General features: G+C 69.1%; 13 protein-coding genes and 2 tRNA genes. 12 read left to right on the plus strand and 3 right to left on the minus strand.

Annotated elements, in window-relative coordinates; translation table 11 throughout:
* Positions 1–107: 107 nt before the first annotated feature.
* From E7Y32_RS12365 to E7Y32_RS12385, 5 genes are all read left to right on the plus strand, one after another.
* Positions 108–180, plus strand: a tRNA-Ala gene (locus E7Y32_RS12365).
* A 185-nt stretch (positions 181–365) separates the two neighbouring features.
* A tRNA-Ala gene (locus E7Y32_RS12370) sits at positions 366–438 on the plus strand.
* Between the two features lie 63 nt (positions 439–501).
* A complete protein-coding gene (locus E7Y32_RS12375) occupies positions 502–1,632 on the plus strand; it encodes an NAD(P)-binding domain-containing protein (protein ID WP_146337365.1) in 1,131 nt (376 codons plus the stop codon).
* A gap of 9 nt (positions 1,633–1,641) precedes the next feature.
* Positions 1,642–2,814 carry a class I SAM-dependent methyltransferase gene (locus E7Y32_RS12380; protein ID WP_146337366.1) on the plus strand — a complete coding sequence of 391 codons (1,173 nt, stop codon included), beginning with the start codon at positions 1,642–1,644 and terminating at the stop codon, positions 2,812–2,814.
* 185 nt (positions 2,815–2,999) lie between these two features.
* Positions 3,000–4,202 carry an ROK family transcriptional regulator gene (locus tag E7Y32_RS12385; protein ID WP_146337367.1) on the plus strand — a complete coding sequence of 401 codons (1,203 nt, stop codon included), beginning with the start codon at positions 3,000–3,002 and terminating at the stop codon, positions 4,200–4,202.
* 37 nt (positions 4,203–4,239) lie between these two features.
* Here the strand turns inward: E7Y32_RS12385 and E7Y32_RS12390 are convergent, their stop codons facing one another.
* Complete coding sequence (locus E7Y32_RS12390) at positions 4,240–4,437, minus strand: hypothetical protein (protein WP_146337368.1); 198 nt, start codon at positions 4,435–4,437, stop codon at positions 4,240–4,242.
* A gap of 405 nt (positions 4,438–4,842) precedes the next feature.
* Between E7Y32_RS12390 and E7Y32_RS12395 the strand changes: the two genes are divergently transcribed.
* Positions 4,843–5,817, plus strand: coding sequence for a methylenetetrahydrofolate reductase (locus E7Y32_RS12395; RefSeq protein ID WP_146337369.1), 975 nt, complete (start codon positions 4,843–4,845; stop codon positions 5,815–5,817).
* Between the two features lie 47 nt (positions 5,818–5,864).
* Entirely contained in the window at positions 5,865–8,198 is a 2,334-nt protein-coding gene (gene metE, locus E7Y32_RS12400) for a 5-methyltetrahydropteroyltriglutamate--homocysteine S-methyltransferase (protein ID WP_146337370.1), read from the plus strand.
* Positions 8,199–8,329: 131 nt separating this feature from the next.
* Here metE and E7Y32_RS12405 read toward each other — a convergent pair whose 3' ends face one another.
* Entirely contained in the window at positions 8,330–8,836 is a 507-nt protein-coding gene (locus E7Y32_RS12405; protein WP_146337371.1) for a DUF2004 domain-containing protein, read from the minus strand.
* 99 nt (positions 8,837–8,935) lie between these two features.
* Here E7Y32_RS12405 and E7Y32_RS12410 point away from each other — a divergent pair, with 99 nt between their 5' ends.
* Positions 8,936–10,378 carry an aldehyde dehydrogenase family protein gene (locus E7Y32_RS12410; RefSeq protein ID WP_146337372.1) on the plus strand — a complete coding sequence of 481 codons (1,443 nt, stop codon included), beginning with the start codon at positions 8,936–8,938 and terminating at the stop codon, positions 10,376–10,378.
* Positions 10,379–10,381: 3 nt separating this feature from the next.
* On the opposite strand, the gene E7Y32_RS12415 is transcribed toward E7Y32_RS12410, so the two are convergent.
* Entirely contained in the window at positions 10,382–11,302 is a 921-nt protein-coding gene (locus E7Y32_RS12415; protein ID WP_146337373.1) for a LysR family transcriptional regulator, read from the minus strand.
* 172 nt (positions 11,303–11,474) lie between these two features.
* Between E7Y32_RS12415 and E7Y32_RS12420 the strand changes: the two genes are divergently transcribed.
* The 4 genes from E7Y32_RS12420 to E7Y32_RS12435 are packed head-to-tail and all read left to right on the plus strand — an operon-like array spanning position 11,475 to position 16,298.
* Positions 11,475–12,854 carry an NAD(P)/FAD-dependent oxidoreductase gene (locus E7Y32_RS12420; RefSeq protein ID WP_146337374.1) on the plus strand — a complete coding sequence of 460 codons (1,380 nt, stop codon included), beginning with the start codon at positions 11,475–11,477 and terminating at the stop codon, positions 12,852–12,854.
* A complete protein-coding gene (locus E7Y32_RS12425) occupies positions 12,851–13,582 on the plus strand; it encodes a DUF1365 domain-containing protein (RefSeq protein WP_146337375.1) in 732 nt (243 codons plus the stop codon). The genes E7Y32_RS12420 and E7Y32_RS12425 overlap by 4 nt, the downstream gene beginning before the upstream one ends.
* Before the next feature lie 2 nt (positions 13,583–13,584).
* Positions 13,585–15,060, plus strand: coding sequence for a class I SAM-dependent methyltransferase (locus E7Y32_RS12430; protein ID WP_395940453.1), 1,476 nt, complete (start codon positions 13,585–13,587; stop codon positions 15,058–15,060).
* Positions 15,057–16,298 (plus strand): cyclopropane-fatty-acyl-phospholipid synthase family protein, encoded by a 1,242-nt coding sequence (locus E7Y32_RS12435; RefSeq protein WP_146337376.1) that lies wholly within the window; start codon positions 15,057–15,059, stop codon positions 16,296–16,298. The genes E7Y32_RS12430 and E7Y32_RS12435 overlap by 4 nt, the downstream gene beginning before the upstream one ends.
* The last annotated feature ends 473 nt before the right edge of the window (positions 16,299–16,771 follow it).

Consider the following 16,771-nt stretch of genomic DNA (forward strand, 5'->3'; position numbering starts at 1 on the left):
TGCCGCAGCGCCGGAGCCTGAATATGCCCGATTTGGAATTTTCAGAAGTGCTGATCTAAGATATTTGAGTTGCTTCGGAGAGAACGAATCCGGAGCAACGAAAATTCGGGGCTGTGGCGCAGCTGGTAGCGCACCTGCATGGCATGCAGGGGGTCAGGGGTTCGAGTCCCCTCAGCTCCACCGGATGATCCGCCGGAATCGAAAGATTCCGGCGGATTTTTTTGTGCCGCCCGCTGCCCGGGATGCCGGGGCGGCGCGCCGCGCGCCGCGCCGCGAGCCGATTAGCTTCACGGGCAAATGTAGATTAAGCTAATCAGGTTGCTTGATCGGACCGGCCTTCGGCTGGTGGGATCAGCGGCAAGTACGGGGCTGTGGCGCAGCTGGTAGCGCACCTGCATGGCATGCAGGGGGTCAGGGGTTCGAGTCCCCTCAGCTCCACCGAACAAGGTCCCGCTCGTTGAGCGGGACCTTGCTGGTTTAAGCCTTATCTAGGATGGGACCGTGAACGAAGATCGCGTGGCCGACGTCGTCGTGATCGGCGCAGGGCAGGCCGGACTGTCCGCCGCCTACCACCTGCAGCGCCGCGGTTTCGTCCCGGCTGATGATGACGGCGGCGACCTGGATGCCGACCACGACGGCGGCATCGGCGCGGTCCCGCCGAGCTACGTGGTGCTCGACGCCGAGGACGGTCCCGGGGGCGCCTGGCGCCACCGCTGGAAAAGCCTGCTAATGGCGACCGTCAACGGCATCAGCGATCTCCCCGGCATCCCGCAGCCCTCGGTGGACCCGCAGGAGGCGAGCTCCAGCTTCCTGAGCCGCTACTTCGGCGACTACGAGACCGAGCTCGGTCTGTCCATCCGGCGGCCCGTAAAGGTGCGCTCGGTCAGCCGCGAGGACAGCGACCCGGCTGGACGGCTGCGTGTTGCCACTTCCGGCGGGGTCTGGTCCGCGCGGGCCGTGATCAACGCCACCGGGACTTGGACCCGTCCGTTTTGGCCGATCTACCGGGGCCAGTCCAGCTTCCGCGGCCGGCAGCTGCACGTGGCGGACTATGTCTCGGCCCAGGAGTTCCGGGGCCAGCATGTGCTCGTGGTCGGCGGGGGCATCTCCGCCGTCGGACTGCTGGAGGAGATTTCCCACGTCACCACCACCACCTGGTTCACCCGCCGCGAACCCGTCTGGCGCGACGCCGCCTTCGACCGGCAGGCCGGCCACGACGCCGTCGCCCTCGTCGAAGAGCGGGTCCGGCAGGGACTGCCGCCGCAGAGCGTCGTCGCCGTCACCGGCCTGATCTGGACCCCGACCTTGCGCGCCGCCGCCGAACGGGGGGTGCTCCGGCGCCACCCCATGTTCACCGGCATCGAACCCGGGGGAGTGCGCCTCGCGGACGGCAGCTTCCTGGCCGCCGACGTCATCCTCTGGGCCACCGGCTTCCGGGCCGAACTGGAGCATCTTGCCCCGCTGCACCTGCGCGGACCCGGCGGCGGCATCGCGATGGACGGTACCCAGGTCGCCGCGGAACCCCGGGTGCACCTGGTGGGTTACGGCCCGTCCTCGTCCACCATCGGCGCCAACCGCGCGGGCCGGGCCGCCGTGGCCGGCATCGTCAAACTGCTGTCCGGTTCGGGATAACGTAAAACGGTGCAAAGTACGCTTGAACAACTCTTCCCCCGGCTGCGGCGGTTCCCCGACGTCGAGGCCGCCAACCTGCAGGCCTGGGACGCCACCGACCGGCTGCTGCTGGACACCGCCGCCGAGCTGCGCGCCTCCGGCGTGATCGCCCCCGGCACCAGGACCGCCGTCGTCGGCGACCGGTACGGCGCGCTGACCCTCGGCCTGCTGGCGCTGGGCCGGGATAACGGCACGCCGGGCATGCAGGCGGGCACCGTCCGCGTGCACGAGGACCTGGTCACCGGCGAACGCGCGCTGCGCCACAATGCCGAAGCCGTGGGAATCACCAAAGGGTTCGACCAGCTCCCGCTGGACGCCGCGCTGGACGGCGCCGGGCTGGTGCTGCTGCAGCTGCCCAGATCCCTCGCCGAACTCGACGAGATCGCCGACGCCGTCGCCCGGCACGCCGCGCCCGGCGTGGTGCTGCTGGCCGGCGGCCGGGTCAAACACATGAGCCTGGGCATGAATGCGGTGCTGGAACGCTACTTCGGTGAGGTGCAGCCGCAGCTGGCGAGGCAAAAATCGCGGATCCTGCTGGCCCGCGCCCCCAAGGCGGTCGCCGCCGCCCCGCCCTTCCCGGTGACCGAGCGCAACGCCGAGCTGGACCTCACCGTCTGCGCCCGGGGTGCCGTGTTTTCCGGCACCGGGCTGGACATCGGTACCCGATTCCTGCTGGAATTCCTGCCGGAGATGCCGGCGGTCCGGCACGCCGTCGACCTGGGCTGCGGCACGGGAATCCTGGCCGCGATGTACGCCCGCAGCCACCCGGACGCCCGCGTCATCGCCACCGACAGGTCAGCGGCCGCCGTCGAGTCCGCCCGGGAAACGGCCCGCGCCAACGGCCTCGACGCCCAGATCGACGTGCTGCAGGACGACGCCATGAGCACCCTGCCCGACGCCGGCGCCGGCCTGGTCCTGCTCAACCCGCCCTTCCACCTCGGGGCCGCCGTGCACGCCGGGGCAGGGCTCAAGCTGATCGAAGCCGCCGCCCGGGTCCTGGCCCCTGGCGGCGAACTCTGGACCGTGTTCAACAGCCACCTGCAGTACCGGCCGGCGCTGGAACGGCTGGTCGGGCCCACCCGCGAGGTGGGCCGGAATGCCAAATTCACCGTCACCGCGAGCGTCCGCACGGCGCGGCCCTAACCGCCCCGGCGGCGGCGCCGGACGGCCGGGCAGAAAACCGCCCGTCTGTGAAGCCGGTCTATGGGGCTCGGGGCGGCGGGTAACGTACGATTCTGGAATCAGCAGTTCTTGGCCGAAGACGTTTAGAGGTATCAGTGACTGAGACCCGCACACCCTCGCCGCGGCGCGGAACGAATCTTCCCCGGATGGGGGATTTCAACCTCACCGTCATCCTCGACGCGATCCGGCGCGCCCCGGGCGGCCTCAGCCGGGTGGAACTCGCGCAGATCGTCGGACTCTCGCCGCAAACCATTTCCAACATCTCCCGCCGCCTGCTGGACCAGAACCTCATCGTCGAAGCCGGAAAAGAAGGCACGGGGCCCGGCAAACCGCGGACCATGCTCAGGCTGAACCCGGGCGGCATGTACGCCGTCGGCGTCCACCTCGACCCGGCCGTCCTGACCTTCGTTGTGCTGGACCTCGTCGGCGCCGTCGTCAAGCACTCCCGGATCAAGACCCCCTCCCGCACGGATCCGGGATCCATCATCGACACCATCGCCGCCGAGATCAAGCAGCTGGTGGAGGAGTCCGGCGTGGACCGTTCCAAGGTGGCCGGGCTGGGCGTAGCCTCGCCCGGACCGATCGACCTGGTTGAGGGCGCCGTGGTGGATCCGCCCCTGCTGCCGGGCTGGGAGCGCGTTCCGTTGCGCGACGCCCTGGCCGAGGCGACCGGGCTCTCCACGATCCTGGACAAGGACGTGACCAGCGCCGCCGTGGCCGAAACCTGGGCGGGCGGCCCCAGCGGTGCCGGCAGTTTCGTCTTTATGTACATGGGCACCGGCATCGGCTGCGGCGTGGTCCTCAACGACGAGGTCATCCGCGGCACCTCCGGCAACGCGGGGGAGATCGGACATATCATCGTGGATCCCGACGGCCCGCTGTGCGACTGCGGCCAGCGCGGCTGTGTGAAATCCTCCGCCATCCCGCAGGTCCTGGTGGCCCAGGCCGAGGCGGCCGGAGTGCTGGACGGCTCCCGGGCGGAGCGAAGCGCCCCGGCCGTGCAGGAGAGCTTCGCCGAACTCTGTGCGCTGGCCTACGGCGGCAATGACGTCGCGATGGACATCCTCCGGAAGTCCGCCGTGCTGGTGGGCCGGGCCATCTCCGCGGTCACCAACGCCCTTGACGTGGACCGGGTGGTCTTTGGCGGGCCGTTCTGGACCTGCCTCGCGCCGGCCTACCTGGAGCAGATCCCGGGCATCGTGGGGGAGAACAGCGCCACGCGCAAGATCCACGGGATCGAAGTGGTGGGCACTGGCGTGGGCGAGGATGTGGGTGCCATCGGCGCCGCGTGCCTGGTTCTGGAGCACACCCTGGCGCCCCGCTCCCAGCGCCTGCTGCTGGAAGGCTGACCGGCCGGCCCACGTTGGGCTGGTCGAAAAGCAGCCGTCAGTCGATATCCTCGATGACTGTCCCGAACGGGATGGTGTCATCCAGATGGGCCTGGTGGTCATGCGGGTGCACCACCACGCGGACACCGTGCAGCTTGTCGGCCGCCGACTGCATCAGCACGGGCCTTACGGTGTTGATGAGGCTCTCGCTCTTGCCGGCGAGATAGTCCTGGTAACTTGCTGGAAGCTGAATCATGGCATCAGGATAGACCTGCGCCGCGGACAAGGGGAGGGCCCTCTGGGGCGAATAATCTTCTGCCCCGACCCTCCCGTGAGCGTAAAGACGCGTCTTAATTCGGCGGTCGACTTGTTTGCCGCTTTCCCGGCCCCTACAGTCGTAGACAAGTTACCGCGGTAACGTGTCAGCGATCCTCCGCTGCAGGCCGGCCCACTGGAGCAATCCAGGCGGCGGCCAAGGAGGGTGTGGGTGCCCCCATGTGGGCCTGACATTTGCTCACGGACAACTTCGTACCAGGCGTAACAGTCGCGGCTGCGCCCTGCTGAAGTTTCCTCCGTGTTCCCCAAACTCAACTCATTGGCGGCAGCGCCGGCCGGTTCTCCGGCCCCAGCTGGCGGCAATGGCTCACAGCCAAGGACGCAAATGTCTCCACCAAGCCTTATCGACGCACATCCCAATCTCGCCGGCGCGGCCCCTCTCGCCCTGTCGTATGAGCTGTTCCCGCCCCGGTCTCCCGCGGCCGCGGAATCGCTCTGGACCACCATCGCCGAACTGGAAGCCACCAGCCCCGACTACGTGTCCGTGACCTACGGCGCAAGCGGCTCCAACCGCGGCACCGCCGTCGAACTCGTCCGCCGCCTGGTGCAGGAGACCTCGTTGCGGCCGCTGGCGCACCTGACGTGTGTGGGCAACACCCCGCAGGAACTGGCCGAGGTCATCGGCGAACTGCTCGACGTCGGCGTCCGCGGCATCCTGGCCCTGCGCGGGGACCAGCCCCGGGACGGCGAACGCCCGGCGCAGGGTTCGCTGCGGTACGCCCAGGACCTGATCGAACTGATCCGCCGCGTTGAACAGCGCCGCTCGGCGCTGCTGTGCGCCGGCAAGGTGGCTGTGGGCGTCGCCGCCTATCCCACCCGGCATCCGGAATCGCCGAGTGAAGCCCACGACGTCGAGGTGCTGCTCGCCAAGCAGCGTTCCGGCGCGGACTTCGCCATCACCCAGGTCTTTTTCCACACCGAGCAGTACGCGCAGCTCCTGGCCCGGGCACGCCGGGCCGGCGTCACCATCCCGATCGTCCCCGGGGTGATGCCGTTGACCAGCATCCGCCGGCTCACCCGCCTCGGCGAACTCACCGGCGTCGAGCCGGCCCCGGAGCTGATCGAAAAACTCTCCGCCGCCGGGACCGACGCCGAACGCAACCGGATCGGGGTCGCGGCCACCGTGGACCTGGCCAACGCGGCACTGGACGCCGGCGCCCCGGGGCTCCACCTCTACACCTTCAATGAACACGCCAGCGCCCTCGACGTGCTGGACAAGCTTGCGCTGCCGCGCCCGCACCGAGCCGGTGGCCGCGCCGGGGCCGCGCGCCGCGGCGCCGGCCAGCAGCTTGCCAGCTGACCATCCGCTTCCGACGCAACCTGACGAAACAACCCAAGGACTTTCCCATGACTGAACAGCACAACACCCCCTTCCCGTCCGCCTCGATCCTCGGCTACCCGCGCATCGGCCGCCGCCGCGAGCTCAAGAAGGCGGTCGAGGCCTACTGGGCCGGCAAGATCGACGCCGCCGCCTTGGACGCCGCCGCCAAGGGCATCCAGCTCGGCACCGCCCAGCGCCTGCAGGGCCTGGGGCTGACCGAGGCCGCCGCCGTCCCCGGCACCTTCTCCTACTACGACCAGGTGCTCGACGCGGCAGCCCACCTCGGCGCCGTGCCCGCCCGCTTCGGCAACCTTCTGAACGCCGAGGGCCAGCTCGACATTGACGGCTACTTCACCCTGGCCCGCGGCACCAAGGACCAGCAGCCGCTGGAAATGACCAAGTGGTTCGACACCAACTACCACTACCTCGTCCCGGAAATCGGCCCTGAAACGCGCTTCGCGCTGACCTCCAACCGGATCGTCGAGGAATTCGAATACGCCCTCGCCAACGGGGTGGAAACCCGACCGTACGTCGTCGGTCCGGTCACGTTCCTGCTGCTGAGCAAGGCCTCCGACGACGCCCCGGCCGGCTTCAGCCCGCTGTCCCGCCTCGAGGACGTCCTCCCGGTCTACACCGCCCTGCTCCAGAAGCTGGCCGCCGCCGGCGCCAGCTGGGTCCAGCTCGACGAGCCCGCCCTCGTGGTGGACCAGGTCACCCCGGCAGCGGAAATCGACGCCGCCGTCGCCCGCTCCTATGAGGTCCTTGCCGCCGCTAGGAACCGCCCGCAGCTGTTCGTCTCCACCCCGTACGGTGCGCTGGACGGCCAACTTGGCACCCTTGCGGCCACCGGCATCGACGCCCTGCACCTGGATGTCTTCAAGGGTGAGGTCCCCTCGGCCGCCGCGCTGGCCGGGCTGGGCAACAAGACCCTCGTAGCCGGCGTCGTGGATGGCCACAACATCTGGCGGAACGACCTTGCTGCCTCCGCGGCGAAGATTGCCGGGCTGCAGAAGTCCGTGGCCCGGCTCGCCGTCAGCACCTCCACGTCGACCCAGCACGTCCCGCACGACGTCGACGAGGAGAGCCAGCTCTCCGCGCAGCTGCTCAGCTGGCTGGCCTTCGCCGACCAGAAGGCCGCCGAGGTGGTCACCCTGGCCGGCCTGCTCACCGATCCCGACGCCGTCCGGCCGGCCATCGACGAGGCCACCCGCATCATCGCCGACCGCGCGGCAGCCGACGGCGTCCGCCGGGCCGAGGTCCGGAACCGCACCGCCGCCCTGACCGACGCCGACTTCAGCCGTTCGGCCTACGGCGTCCGCGAGGCCGCGCAGGCCGAGGCCCTGCACCTGCCGCCGCTGCCGACCACCACCATCGGCTCCTTCCCGCAGACCGCCGAGATCCGCACCGCCCGGGCCCGCGCCACCAAGGGCGAGCTCACCACGGAGCAGTACGAGCAGCTGATGAAGGACGAGATCAAGCGCGTGGTGGAGCTGCAGGAAGAGCTCGGCTTCGACGTCCTGGTCCACGGCGAGCCCGAGCGCAACGACATGGTCCAGTACTTTGCCGAGAACCTCGAAGGCTTTGACGTCACCGTGCACGGCTGGGTCCAGTCCTACGGTTCCCGCTGCACCCGCCCGTCCATCCTCTGGGGCGATGTCACCCGCAGCGCCCCGATCACGGTGGAATGGGCCAGGTACGCGCAGTCCCTGACGAACAAGCCGATGAAGGGCATGCTCACCGGCCCGGTCACCATCCTCGCCTGGTCCTTCGTCCGCGACGACCAGCCGCTCGGCGAGACCGCCAACCAGGTGGCCCTGGCGCTCCGCGACGAGATCGCGGACCTCGAAGCCGCCGGCATCAAGGTCATCCAGGTCGACGAGCCCGCGCTGCGCGAACTCCTGCCGCTGCGCAAGGCCGAGCAGGCCGCGTATTTGGACTGGTCCGTGAAGTCCTTCCGCCTCGCCACCGCCGGCGCCGCCGACAGCACCCAGGTCCACACACACCTGTGCTACTCGGAGTTCGGCGCGATCATCGACGCGATCGACGGCCTCGACGCCGACGTCACCTCGATCGAGGCCGCCCGGTCCCGCATGGAGGTTGTCCACGACCTTGAGTCCCACGGCTTCGGCCGCGGTGTGGGTCCGGGCGTCTACGACATCCACTCGCCGCGCGTCCCGGGGGAGCAGGAAGTCACCGAGCTGCTCGGCACCGCGGTGAAGCACGTCCCGTCCCGCCAGCTTTGGGTCAACCCGGACTGCGGCCTGAAGACCCGTGGCTACGCCGAGACCGAGGAGTCCCTGCGCAACCTGGTGCACGCCGCCAGGACGGTCCGCGCGGGGCTGCTGGAAGCGGCCAAGTAAGGACACGTGAACCAACGACGCCGGCCGGTCACCTCACAAGGTGGCCGGACGGCGTCGTGCGTGTTCTCAACCATCGGTTGCTGAGCAGGTGCCCTATTGACCGCTCAAAAGGGCCGTATTGGAGCAGTCGATCAGGATTCCCAGAGGATCTCGTCGTCGACGACGCCGTCCTCGTCCGCGGAGGCCACCAGGATCTCGTCGGTGAAGTGGGAGCCCAGGGTGAAATCCAGGACAAAGTAGCGTTCCGGCTGGCCGGGGAAGATGCCCACGTGACCCAGCTTCAGGGCCTTGAGGAAAACCTGGTTGGTCAACTGCGCCTTGTCGGTGACACCAAAGACCTGCTTCAGGTGCTCGGGCTTGATGGCGTTGCAGTGGAAGCGGAGGTATTCCTGCGGGCTGGTGCCTTCCTGCTCCAGCTCCTCGGCGATCATTTCGCGGACCTGGTCCACGAGCTCGGGCAGGAAACGCAGCCGGTAGTCAACCTTGTGCATGGCCGCCTCGTCGAAGTGGTCATGCGCGTTGACACTGAGGTCAAGTTCCAGGGGCTGGCCCGCAAGTTCGTGTTTCGCCGCGAAATTATGGTCACGCCCGTGGTTGAGCTCGATCTCTCCAAAGTGCTGGCTCGCTACCTTGCTCATATCTTCAACATAGTCCTGAAAACTGGTCCGTTCCAGCATCGGCGGTGATTTATCCGATACCGGGCCCGCCGCCGGGCGGCAGACCGGTACATTGTTCGGATGCAGACCGTCGCCGCCACCGTTGCCCGTGCCCGTGAAGTTTTTGACAACGGAACCACCCGTCCGCTGGCGTGGCGGCTGGAACAGCTCGGCAGCCTCCGGCGGATGCTGGTCGAACGGCGCGAGGATTTCGCCGCTGCGCTCGCGGGCGACCTGGGCAAACACGAAACCGAGGCGCAGCTGACCGAGATCGGTTTTGTCACGGCCGAGGCCGCGCACCTGGAGAAGCACCTGGAGGCCTGGCTGCGCCCCCGGCCGGTGTCCGTGCCGCTCGCCGTCCAGCCGGCCAAGGCCTGGACCGAGCTCACCCCGCTCGGCGTGGTGCTGGTCATCGGCCCGTGGAACTACCCGCTGCAGCTGTTGCTCGCGCCGCTGGCCGGGGCCCTGGCCGCCGGTAACACCGTGGTGCTCAAGCCCAGCGAGCACGCCCCGGCCACCTCCGCCGCCCTGGCCCGCTGGATTCCCGAGTACCTGCCGGGCGCGGCCCAGGTTGTTGAAGGCGGCATTCCCGAGACCACGGAGCTGCTGGCCCTGCGCTTTGACCACATCTTCTTCACCGGCGGGGAGGCGGCGGCCAAGGTGGTGCTGCGCGCCGCCGCCGAGCACCTGACGCCGGTGACCCTAGAACTGGGCGGCAAGTCCCCCGCCTACGTGGACGCCTCCACCGACCTGGCCAAGGCGGCAAAGCGGCTGGCTTGGGGCAGATTCATGAACGCCGGGCAGACCTGCGTGGCCCCGGACTACATCCTCGCCACAGAGGACGTGCTCGCGCCGCTGGAACGCGAGCTGGTCAAGGCTATCCGGGCCCTCTTCGGGGAGGATTCAGCCCGGAGCGACTCGTACGGCCGGATCATCAACGAACGGCACTTTGACCGGCTGGCCGCGCTCGCGGACGGCAGCACCGTGGTGCACGGCGGCGGGCGCGACGCCGCCAGCCGGCACTTCGCCCCCACCCTGCTGCGGCCCGCTCCCGGCGACGCGGTGATGGGGGAGGAAATTTTCGGCCCGCTGCTGCCGCTGGTCCCGGTGAGCGGGCGGGACGAGGCAATCCGGATGATCAATGCCGGCCCGAAGCCGTTGGCCCTGTACGTGTTCAGCAACGACGCCGGCACCCGCCGGGCATTCTCCGAACAGACCTCCTCGGGGGCGCTGTGCTTCGACGTTCCGGCCGCGCACCTGACGGTGCCCGGGCTGCCGTTTGGCGGGGTGGGGAACAGCGGCATGGGCGCGTACCACGGCGAACATTCGCTGCGGACCTTCTCGCACGAACGCTCCACCCTGTCCAAGCCCCTCCGGCCGGACACGCTGGAGTTGATCTACCCGCCCTACAGCAAGGCCAAGCACCGGATCATCAGCCTCCTCGTGGCGCCGGCCGGGAAACTCGGCGGGAAGGCAGGCAAAAAGCCCGGCAAGAAGACCGGGGAGGGCACCGGCCAGCTGTAGGGGTCAGTCCCGGCGCGTGGTACCCAGCTTGTGCAGGGTGTCTGCGAGCAGTTCCACGAACAGCTGGACCTGGGCCGTGAGCTGCTCCTTGGGCAACAGGGCGAAGACGTTGCGGGCGAGCCGGATTTCGGGGACGTCCAGCACCACCACCCCCGGGGGCCGGTGCAGCAGGGCCAGTTCCGGGACCAGCGCCGCGCCGAGGCCGGCGGCCGCCATTTCCAGGCTGGCGTGGAAGTCGTCGCTGTACGCCACCACGCGCGGGTGCAGGTTGCAGCTGGCGAAGAGCCGCTCAATCACCGTGGCGTCCGATGTGCCCGGGTGGTGCATGATCCACGGCATGTCGGACAGATGGTCGGCCGCGACCTTGGACTCCGGGCCGATGCCCCAGGCGGCGGGCAGCACCACCCGGAAGTCGTCGTCGCCGATCCACTGCCGGTTCACCGTGTGCGGCCAGGCCAGGCCCGACTGGCCCACCTGGTAGACCAGGGCGACGTCGAGTTCGCCGCCGGTGCGCAGACCCTGGATGGTCTGGCCCGGTTCGGCCACGGACACCCGCAGCTCGATGCCGAGCTTCCGCCAGGCCGGGTTCTGCAGGATGCGGGGGAGGACGTAGGTAGCCAGGGACGGGAAAATACCCAGCCGGAGCTCCTGGCTGGTGCTCTCGTGCGTCCGGGCCGCCGCCGCCATCAGCGTGTCGATGTCGGTAAGGACCTTGGCCGCGTGCCGGGTCATCACGACGGCGGCCTCCGTGGGAAGGACGCTCCGGGCCGAGCGCTGGAACAGGGCCACCCCGGTGTCCCGCTCCAGCGCGGACATCTGCTGCGACACCGCCGAGGCCGTGTAGCCGAGCCGTGTGGCGGCCGCCGCGAAGGAGCCCAGCCGGACCACTTCCACGAGCGTTCGGAGATGCACGGGGTTGATCAAGGGCTGCCCTTCGGTGGTTACGGTGAGGCGGGTGCGAAATCCCGCTTCATTCTGGCACATTGGTTCCCAGGCAGCCGGTGTGAAATCACACTCATCCGGCGGCCCCGCGGTGACGAATTGCCCATAAGTAGTTCCATGAGGACAATTCAGGCGAAGCAACAGGAGCAGACCAGTGCAGCAAGCAGCAAGCATCCCGGACGGACGGCGCGTTGCCGTGATCGGCAGCGGGGTGGCCGGACTGACCGCCGCCTACGTGCTGAACCGGCGGGACCGCGTCACCGTCTTCGAGGCAGACGCCCGGCTCGGCGGCCACGCCCACACCCATGACGTGCCCCAGGCCGACGGCTCCGTGCTCGGCATCGACACCGGCTTCATCGTCCACAACGAACGGACCTACCCCACCCTGCTGCGGCTCTTCCGAGAACTGGGCGTGCAGACCCAGGACTCGGAAATGAGCATGTCCATCCGCTGCGACGGCTGCGGCCTCGAGTACGCGGGCGCCCGGGGAGGCGCTCGCGGGATCATCCCGCGGCCCTCCACCCTGCTGCGCGGCCGCTACCTCAAAATGCTGCTGGAAGTCGGGCGCTTCTACCGCCGGGCCCGCGCCCTGCTCGCGGAGGCCGACGCCGACGGGGCCGCCAAGGCCGGGATTCCCGAGCTGACCCTGGGCGAGTTCCTGGACCGGGAGAAATTCAGCAGCTACTTCATCGTGCACTTCATGACCCCGGTGGTCAGCGCCGTCTGGTCCTGCGACCCGACCACCGCGCTGGCGTACCCGGCCCGCTACCTCTTCACCTTCCTCGGCCACCACGGGCTCCTCGGCGTCAAGGGCTCCCCGCAGTGGCGCACGGTCACCGGCGGCTCGCGGAGCTACGTGGACAAACTCGCCGCCACGCTTCCGGACATCCGCCTCGCCGCCCCGGTCGCCCGCGTCCGGCGCCACGCCAGCGGGGTCGACATCACCACGGAAAACGGCACCGAGACCACCGAGACCTTCGACGCCGTCGTGATCGCCACCCACCCGGCGCAGGCGCTGCGTATGCTCGCGGACGCCTCGCCCGCCGAGCGGGAGGCGCTCGCCGGCATGCCCTACTCGGTCAACCACACCGTCTTCCACCGCGACGACGCCGTGCTGCCCGCCAGCGACAACGCCAAGGCCTCCTGGAACTACCGGCTGCCCTCCTGCGACGCCCGCCCGGACCGGGTGCTGGTCAGCTACGACATGACCCGGCTGCAGCGGCTGGAACCGGCGGACGGCAAACGCTACATTGTCAGCCTCGGCGAGTCGGAGCTGATCGGCGACGGCACCGTCTTGGAGCAGATGGTCTATGAGCACCCGCAGTACACCCCGGCTTCGCTGCGCGCCCAGCAGCAGATCCTGGGCCTCGGCGACAGCCGCCTGGCGTTCGCCGGCGCGTACCACGGCTGGGGCTTCCACGAGGACGGTGCGCTCTCCGGCGTCCGCGCCGCAGCCAGGCTGGGCCGCGACTGGGAAGACCGCGTCGCGGGGCCGCAGGCCGCGGAACTTCAGACATCCCTGGAGGGCGCATGAGCGGCAACGCAGCGATTTACCGCACCTCGATCGCGCACGTGCGGCGCACCCCGCTCAAGAACGCCTTCACCTACCGCAGCTACAGCTGGTACGTCGACGTCGACTCCCTGCCGAAGCTGCCGCGCTGGCTCGCGCCGCTGGCCGGCTTCTCCGCCGCGGACCACCTGGGCGACCCGGACGGGACGCTGCGCGGCAACGTCGAGCGTTACCTCGCCACGCAGGGCATCACCCTCGACGGCGGCCGGATCACCCTGCTGGCCAGCGCCCGCGTCTTCGGCCACGTCTTCAACCCGCTGAGCCTGTTCTGGTGCCACGACGCCGCCGGGGACCTGCGCTGTGTGGTCGCCGAGGTCCACAACACCTACGGGGAGCGTCACTGCTACCTGCTGGAGACCGACGAAGCCAGCCGGGCCACCGTGCCCAAGGCGTTCTACGTCTCGCCGTTCAACGACGTCGAAGGCCAGTACCGGATGAAGCTTCCAGAGCCCGGCGAGCGGCTGGCGGTCTCGATCGTCCTGGAGCGCGAGGGACAGAAACCCTTCGTCGCCACCATGGACGGCGTCCGCAGCGAAGCCACCGTGCCGAACATCCTGGCCGCGGCGCTCGCCGTCCCGCTGGCGCCGCTGCGGGTCGCAGCGCAGATCCGCTGGCAAGGCATCAAGCTTTGGGCACGCAGGCTGCCCGTCATCAAGAGACCACATCACCCCTCACAGGAGGCAGTCCAGTGACCATGACCGAAGCGACCGGATCCCAGCCGGTGGAGAAGAACCCGGCGCAGACCACCATAGCGCCGCAGCACGCAACTCAATCCCACGCGGCACACTCCAACGCAACACAGTCCAACCCCGGCGTGCCCTACACGGTGCCGCAGCCGCCCGCCGTCGTCGACGCCGGGATCTGGCCCAGCATCGCCGCGGTGCCCTCGAGCCTCAAGGCCCGGCTCGCCGGCCGGGTCGCGGACGCGATCTTCCGCGCCGCCGTGCGCAGCCTCCCGCTTGAAGTTCGCTACCCGGACGGCACCGTCCTGGGCAAGGCCGCCGCCGGCGACTCCCCGTCCGGCGAGCCGTACCCCGTTATGACGATGAACCGCCCGGAAGCCTTCGCGGCGCGCCTGGGCGACGGCGGCCTGATCGGGCTGGGGGAGTCCTACATGGCCGGGGACTGGGACGCGGACAACCTCACGGCGGTGATGGAAGTCTTCGCCGCCCGCGTAGGGACGCTGGTGCCCGAGCCGCTGCAGAAGCTCCGCGGCCTCTACCTGCCCCGGACCCCGCGCACCGAGCGGAACTCGGAGCAGAACACCCGCTCCAACATCTCCCGGCACTACGACCTGTCCAACGAGCTCTTCGCGACCTTCCTGGACAGCACCATGACCTACTCCAGCGCGCTCTTCCCGGAGAGCGGCGATGCACTGGGCCACGTGGCGTGGGACGGACTGGCCGCCGCGCAGCAGGCCAAGATCGACCGGCTGCTGGACAAGGCCGGCGTCACGGAAGGTACCCGCGTGCTGGAAATCGGCACCGGCTGGGGCGAACTCGCCCTCCGGGCCGCCGCCCGCGGGGCCACGGTCTACTCGGTGACCCTCTCCAGCGAACAGCAGGAACTGGCACGCCAGCGCGTGGCCGAGGCAGGCTACGCCGACGCCGTCACGATCGAACTCAAGGACTACCGGGCCGTGGAGGGCGAGTACGACGCAGTCGTCTCGGTCGAAATGATCGAAGCGGTCGGCTACGAATACTGGGCCACCTACTTCCAGACGATCGAACGCGTACTGGCCCCCGGCGGCAAGGTCGCCATCCAGGCCATCACGATCGGCCACGACCGGCTGATCGCCACGCGGACCAGCTACACCTGGGTGCACAAGTACATCTTCCCGGGCGGCGTCATCCCCTCGGTCCGGGCGATTGAGGAGATCACCGAGAAGCAGACCGGACTCCGGGTCCGCGAACGCCTCGCGATGGGCGAACACTACGCCCAGACGCTGCGGCTGTGGGAGGAGCGCTTTATGGCCCGCGGCGAGGAGGTCCGCGCCCTCGGTTTCGACGAGATCTTCCAGCGGATGTGGCTGTTCTACCTCTGCTACTCCCGCGCCGGCTTCGAGACCGGGTACCTGGACGTCCAGCAGATCGTGCTGGACAAGGCGGCCACCAAGACAGTAGCCGGCAGCGCAGTTGCGACGGCTTCCGGCGAACGGACGGCGGGATGAGCGGGGCCCTGGCAAGCACAATCGCGGACGTCCTCCGGCCGCTGGTCGGCGGCGAGCTGCCCGTCCGGCTAATCGTGTGGGACGGCAGCGAGGCAGGCCCCGCCGGCGCCCCGGTCGTTCGGCTCAAGTCCCCGGACGCCATCCGCCGGCTGCTCTGGGCGCCGGGGGAGCTGGGCGCGGCCCAGGCGTACGTCACCGGCGAACTGGACGTCGACGGCGACCTTAACGCGGCCCTCGAGCACCTGTGGAAGGTGGTCCGGGACCGCGGCCTGTCCGGGATTCGCCCCACCCCGGCCGTGCTCGCCGGCGTCGCCCGGATCGCCAGGGAAGCCGGAGCCCTGGGCGCCCCGCCCGAGCCGCCGGCCAGCCAGGCCCGGGTGAAGGGACGGCTGCACAGCCTGATCCGCGACCGCGCGGCCATCAGCCACCACTACGACCTCAGCAACGACTTCTACGCGCTGATCCTGGACCCGCAGATGGCCTATTCGAGCGGGTATTGGATGGATTCCCGGGGGAACGCCGCCCCCAGCTACGGCCTCGAAGAGGCCCAGCGGGACAAACTCGACCTGGTCTGCCGCAAGATCGGGCTCCGGCCCGGGATGCGGCTGCTCGACGTCGGCTGCGGCTGGGGCTCCCTGAGCCTGCACGCCGCCCAGCACTACGGCGTCGACGTCGTCGGCGTCACGCTCTCGGTCGAACAGAAGGCGTTCATCGACGCCCGGATCAGGGAACGCGGCCTTGAGGGGCGCATGGAGATCAGGGTGCAGGACTATCGCGAGATTCCGGACGGCCCGTTCGACGCCGTCGCCTCGCTGGAGATGGGCGAGCACGTGGGGCAGCGGAACTACCCGGTGTACGCCGCCGCGCTGTTCAACAACGTGGACCCCGGCGGCCGGGTGCTGGTGCAGCAGATGTCCCGGCGCGGCAAGCACCCCGGGGGCGGCCCGTTCATCGAGTCGTTCATCGCTCCGGACATGCACATGCGCCCGGTGGGGGAGACCCTGGGGTTCCTGGAGAACGCCGGACTCGAGGTCGAGGCCGTCGAGGCGATGCGCCGCGACTACGTCCGGACCCTCGAGGCCTGGTACGCGCGGTTCGAGCAGAACCACGACGCCGCCGTCGCGATGATGGGCCAGGAGATAGTCCGGGTCTGGCGGCTGTACCTGGTCGGTGCGCTGCGCAGCTTCGCCGAGGGCCGGATGGGCGTGGAACAGATCCTCTGCAGCCGTCCGGAGTAGGCGGCCGGAGCGGCCCCCGGCAGGTCTCCTGCCGGGAGCGCTGTTAGGCGAGTCACCGTGAACAAAGGCGGGCACCGACCGGTGCCCGCCTTTGCTGTGCCGTCAGCCACTAGATGTAGTGCTTCCTGCCACTCGGAGACCCCTATCCGGGGGCCCGCGACACGCCGTCCGGAATGCGACACGCGGGGCGGTTAATTGTGGCTAACTACTCCACAGGGTGTGGATGGTGTCCGCGAAAATGGCTGAAATCCGGACATTTTGAAGGCGCCGGCCTGTGGATTAAAGGTGCGTTAAATGACATACTTGTAATACATCATCTTGGGGTCCAAGCCGGGCTCTTGCACTACATGTAGTATCGACATACAGTTCGAGCGAAGCGGTTGCAGACCGCCAGGCGAGGCCAGTAGCGGATAAGGATTCCTGTTCCGAGTCGGCCCCACCGGACACGAACCACAGACTTCAACAAAGGGGAC

Source organism: Arthrobacter sp. UKPF54-2, assembly GCF_007858535.1.
GTDB lineage: Bacteria > Actinomycetota > Actinomycetes > Actinomycetales > Micrococcaceae > Arthrobacter.

Bases quoted from the DNA above. Each gene is read 5' to 3' on its own strand.
- E7Y32_RS12390 (WP_146337368.1), bottom strand. From the start codon at position 4,437: ATGATTCAGCTTCCAGCAAGTTACCAGGACTATCTCGCCGGCAAGAGC.
- E7Y32_RS12430 (WP_395940453.1), top strand. From the start codon at position 13,585: ATGACCGAAGCGACCGGATCCCAGCCGGTGGAGAAGAACCCGGCGCAG.
- E7Y32_RS12435 (WP_146337376.1), top strand. From the start codon at position 15,057: ATGAGCGGGGCCCTGGCAAGCACAATCGCGGACGTCCTCCGGCCGCTG.
- E7Y32_RS12410 (WP_146337372.1), top strand. From the start codon at position 8,936: ATGCAGACCGTCGCCGCCACCGTTGCCCGTGCCCGTGAAGTTTTTGAC.
- E7Y32_RS12395 (WP_146337369.1), top strand. From the start codon at position 4,843: ATGTCTCCACCAAGCCTTATCGACGCACATCCCAATCTCGCCGGCGCG.
- E7Y32_RS12425 (WP_146337375.1), top strand. From the start codon at position 12,851: ATGAGCGGCAACGCAGCGATTTACCGCACCTCGATCGCGCACGTGCGG.
- E7Y32_RS12405 (WP_146337371.1), bottom strand. From the start codon at position 8,836: ATGAGCAAGGTAGCGAGCCAGCACTTTGGAGAGATCGAGCTCAACCAC.
- E7Y32_RS12385 (WP_146337367.1), top strand. From the start codon at position 3,000: ATGGGGGATTTCAACCTCACCGTCATCCTCGACGCGATCCGGCGCGCC.
- metE (WP_146337370.1), top strand. From the start codon at position 5,865: ATGACTGAACAGCACAACACCCCCTTCCCGTCCGCCTCGATCCTCGGC.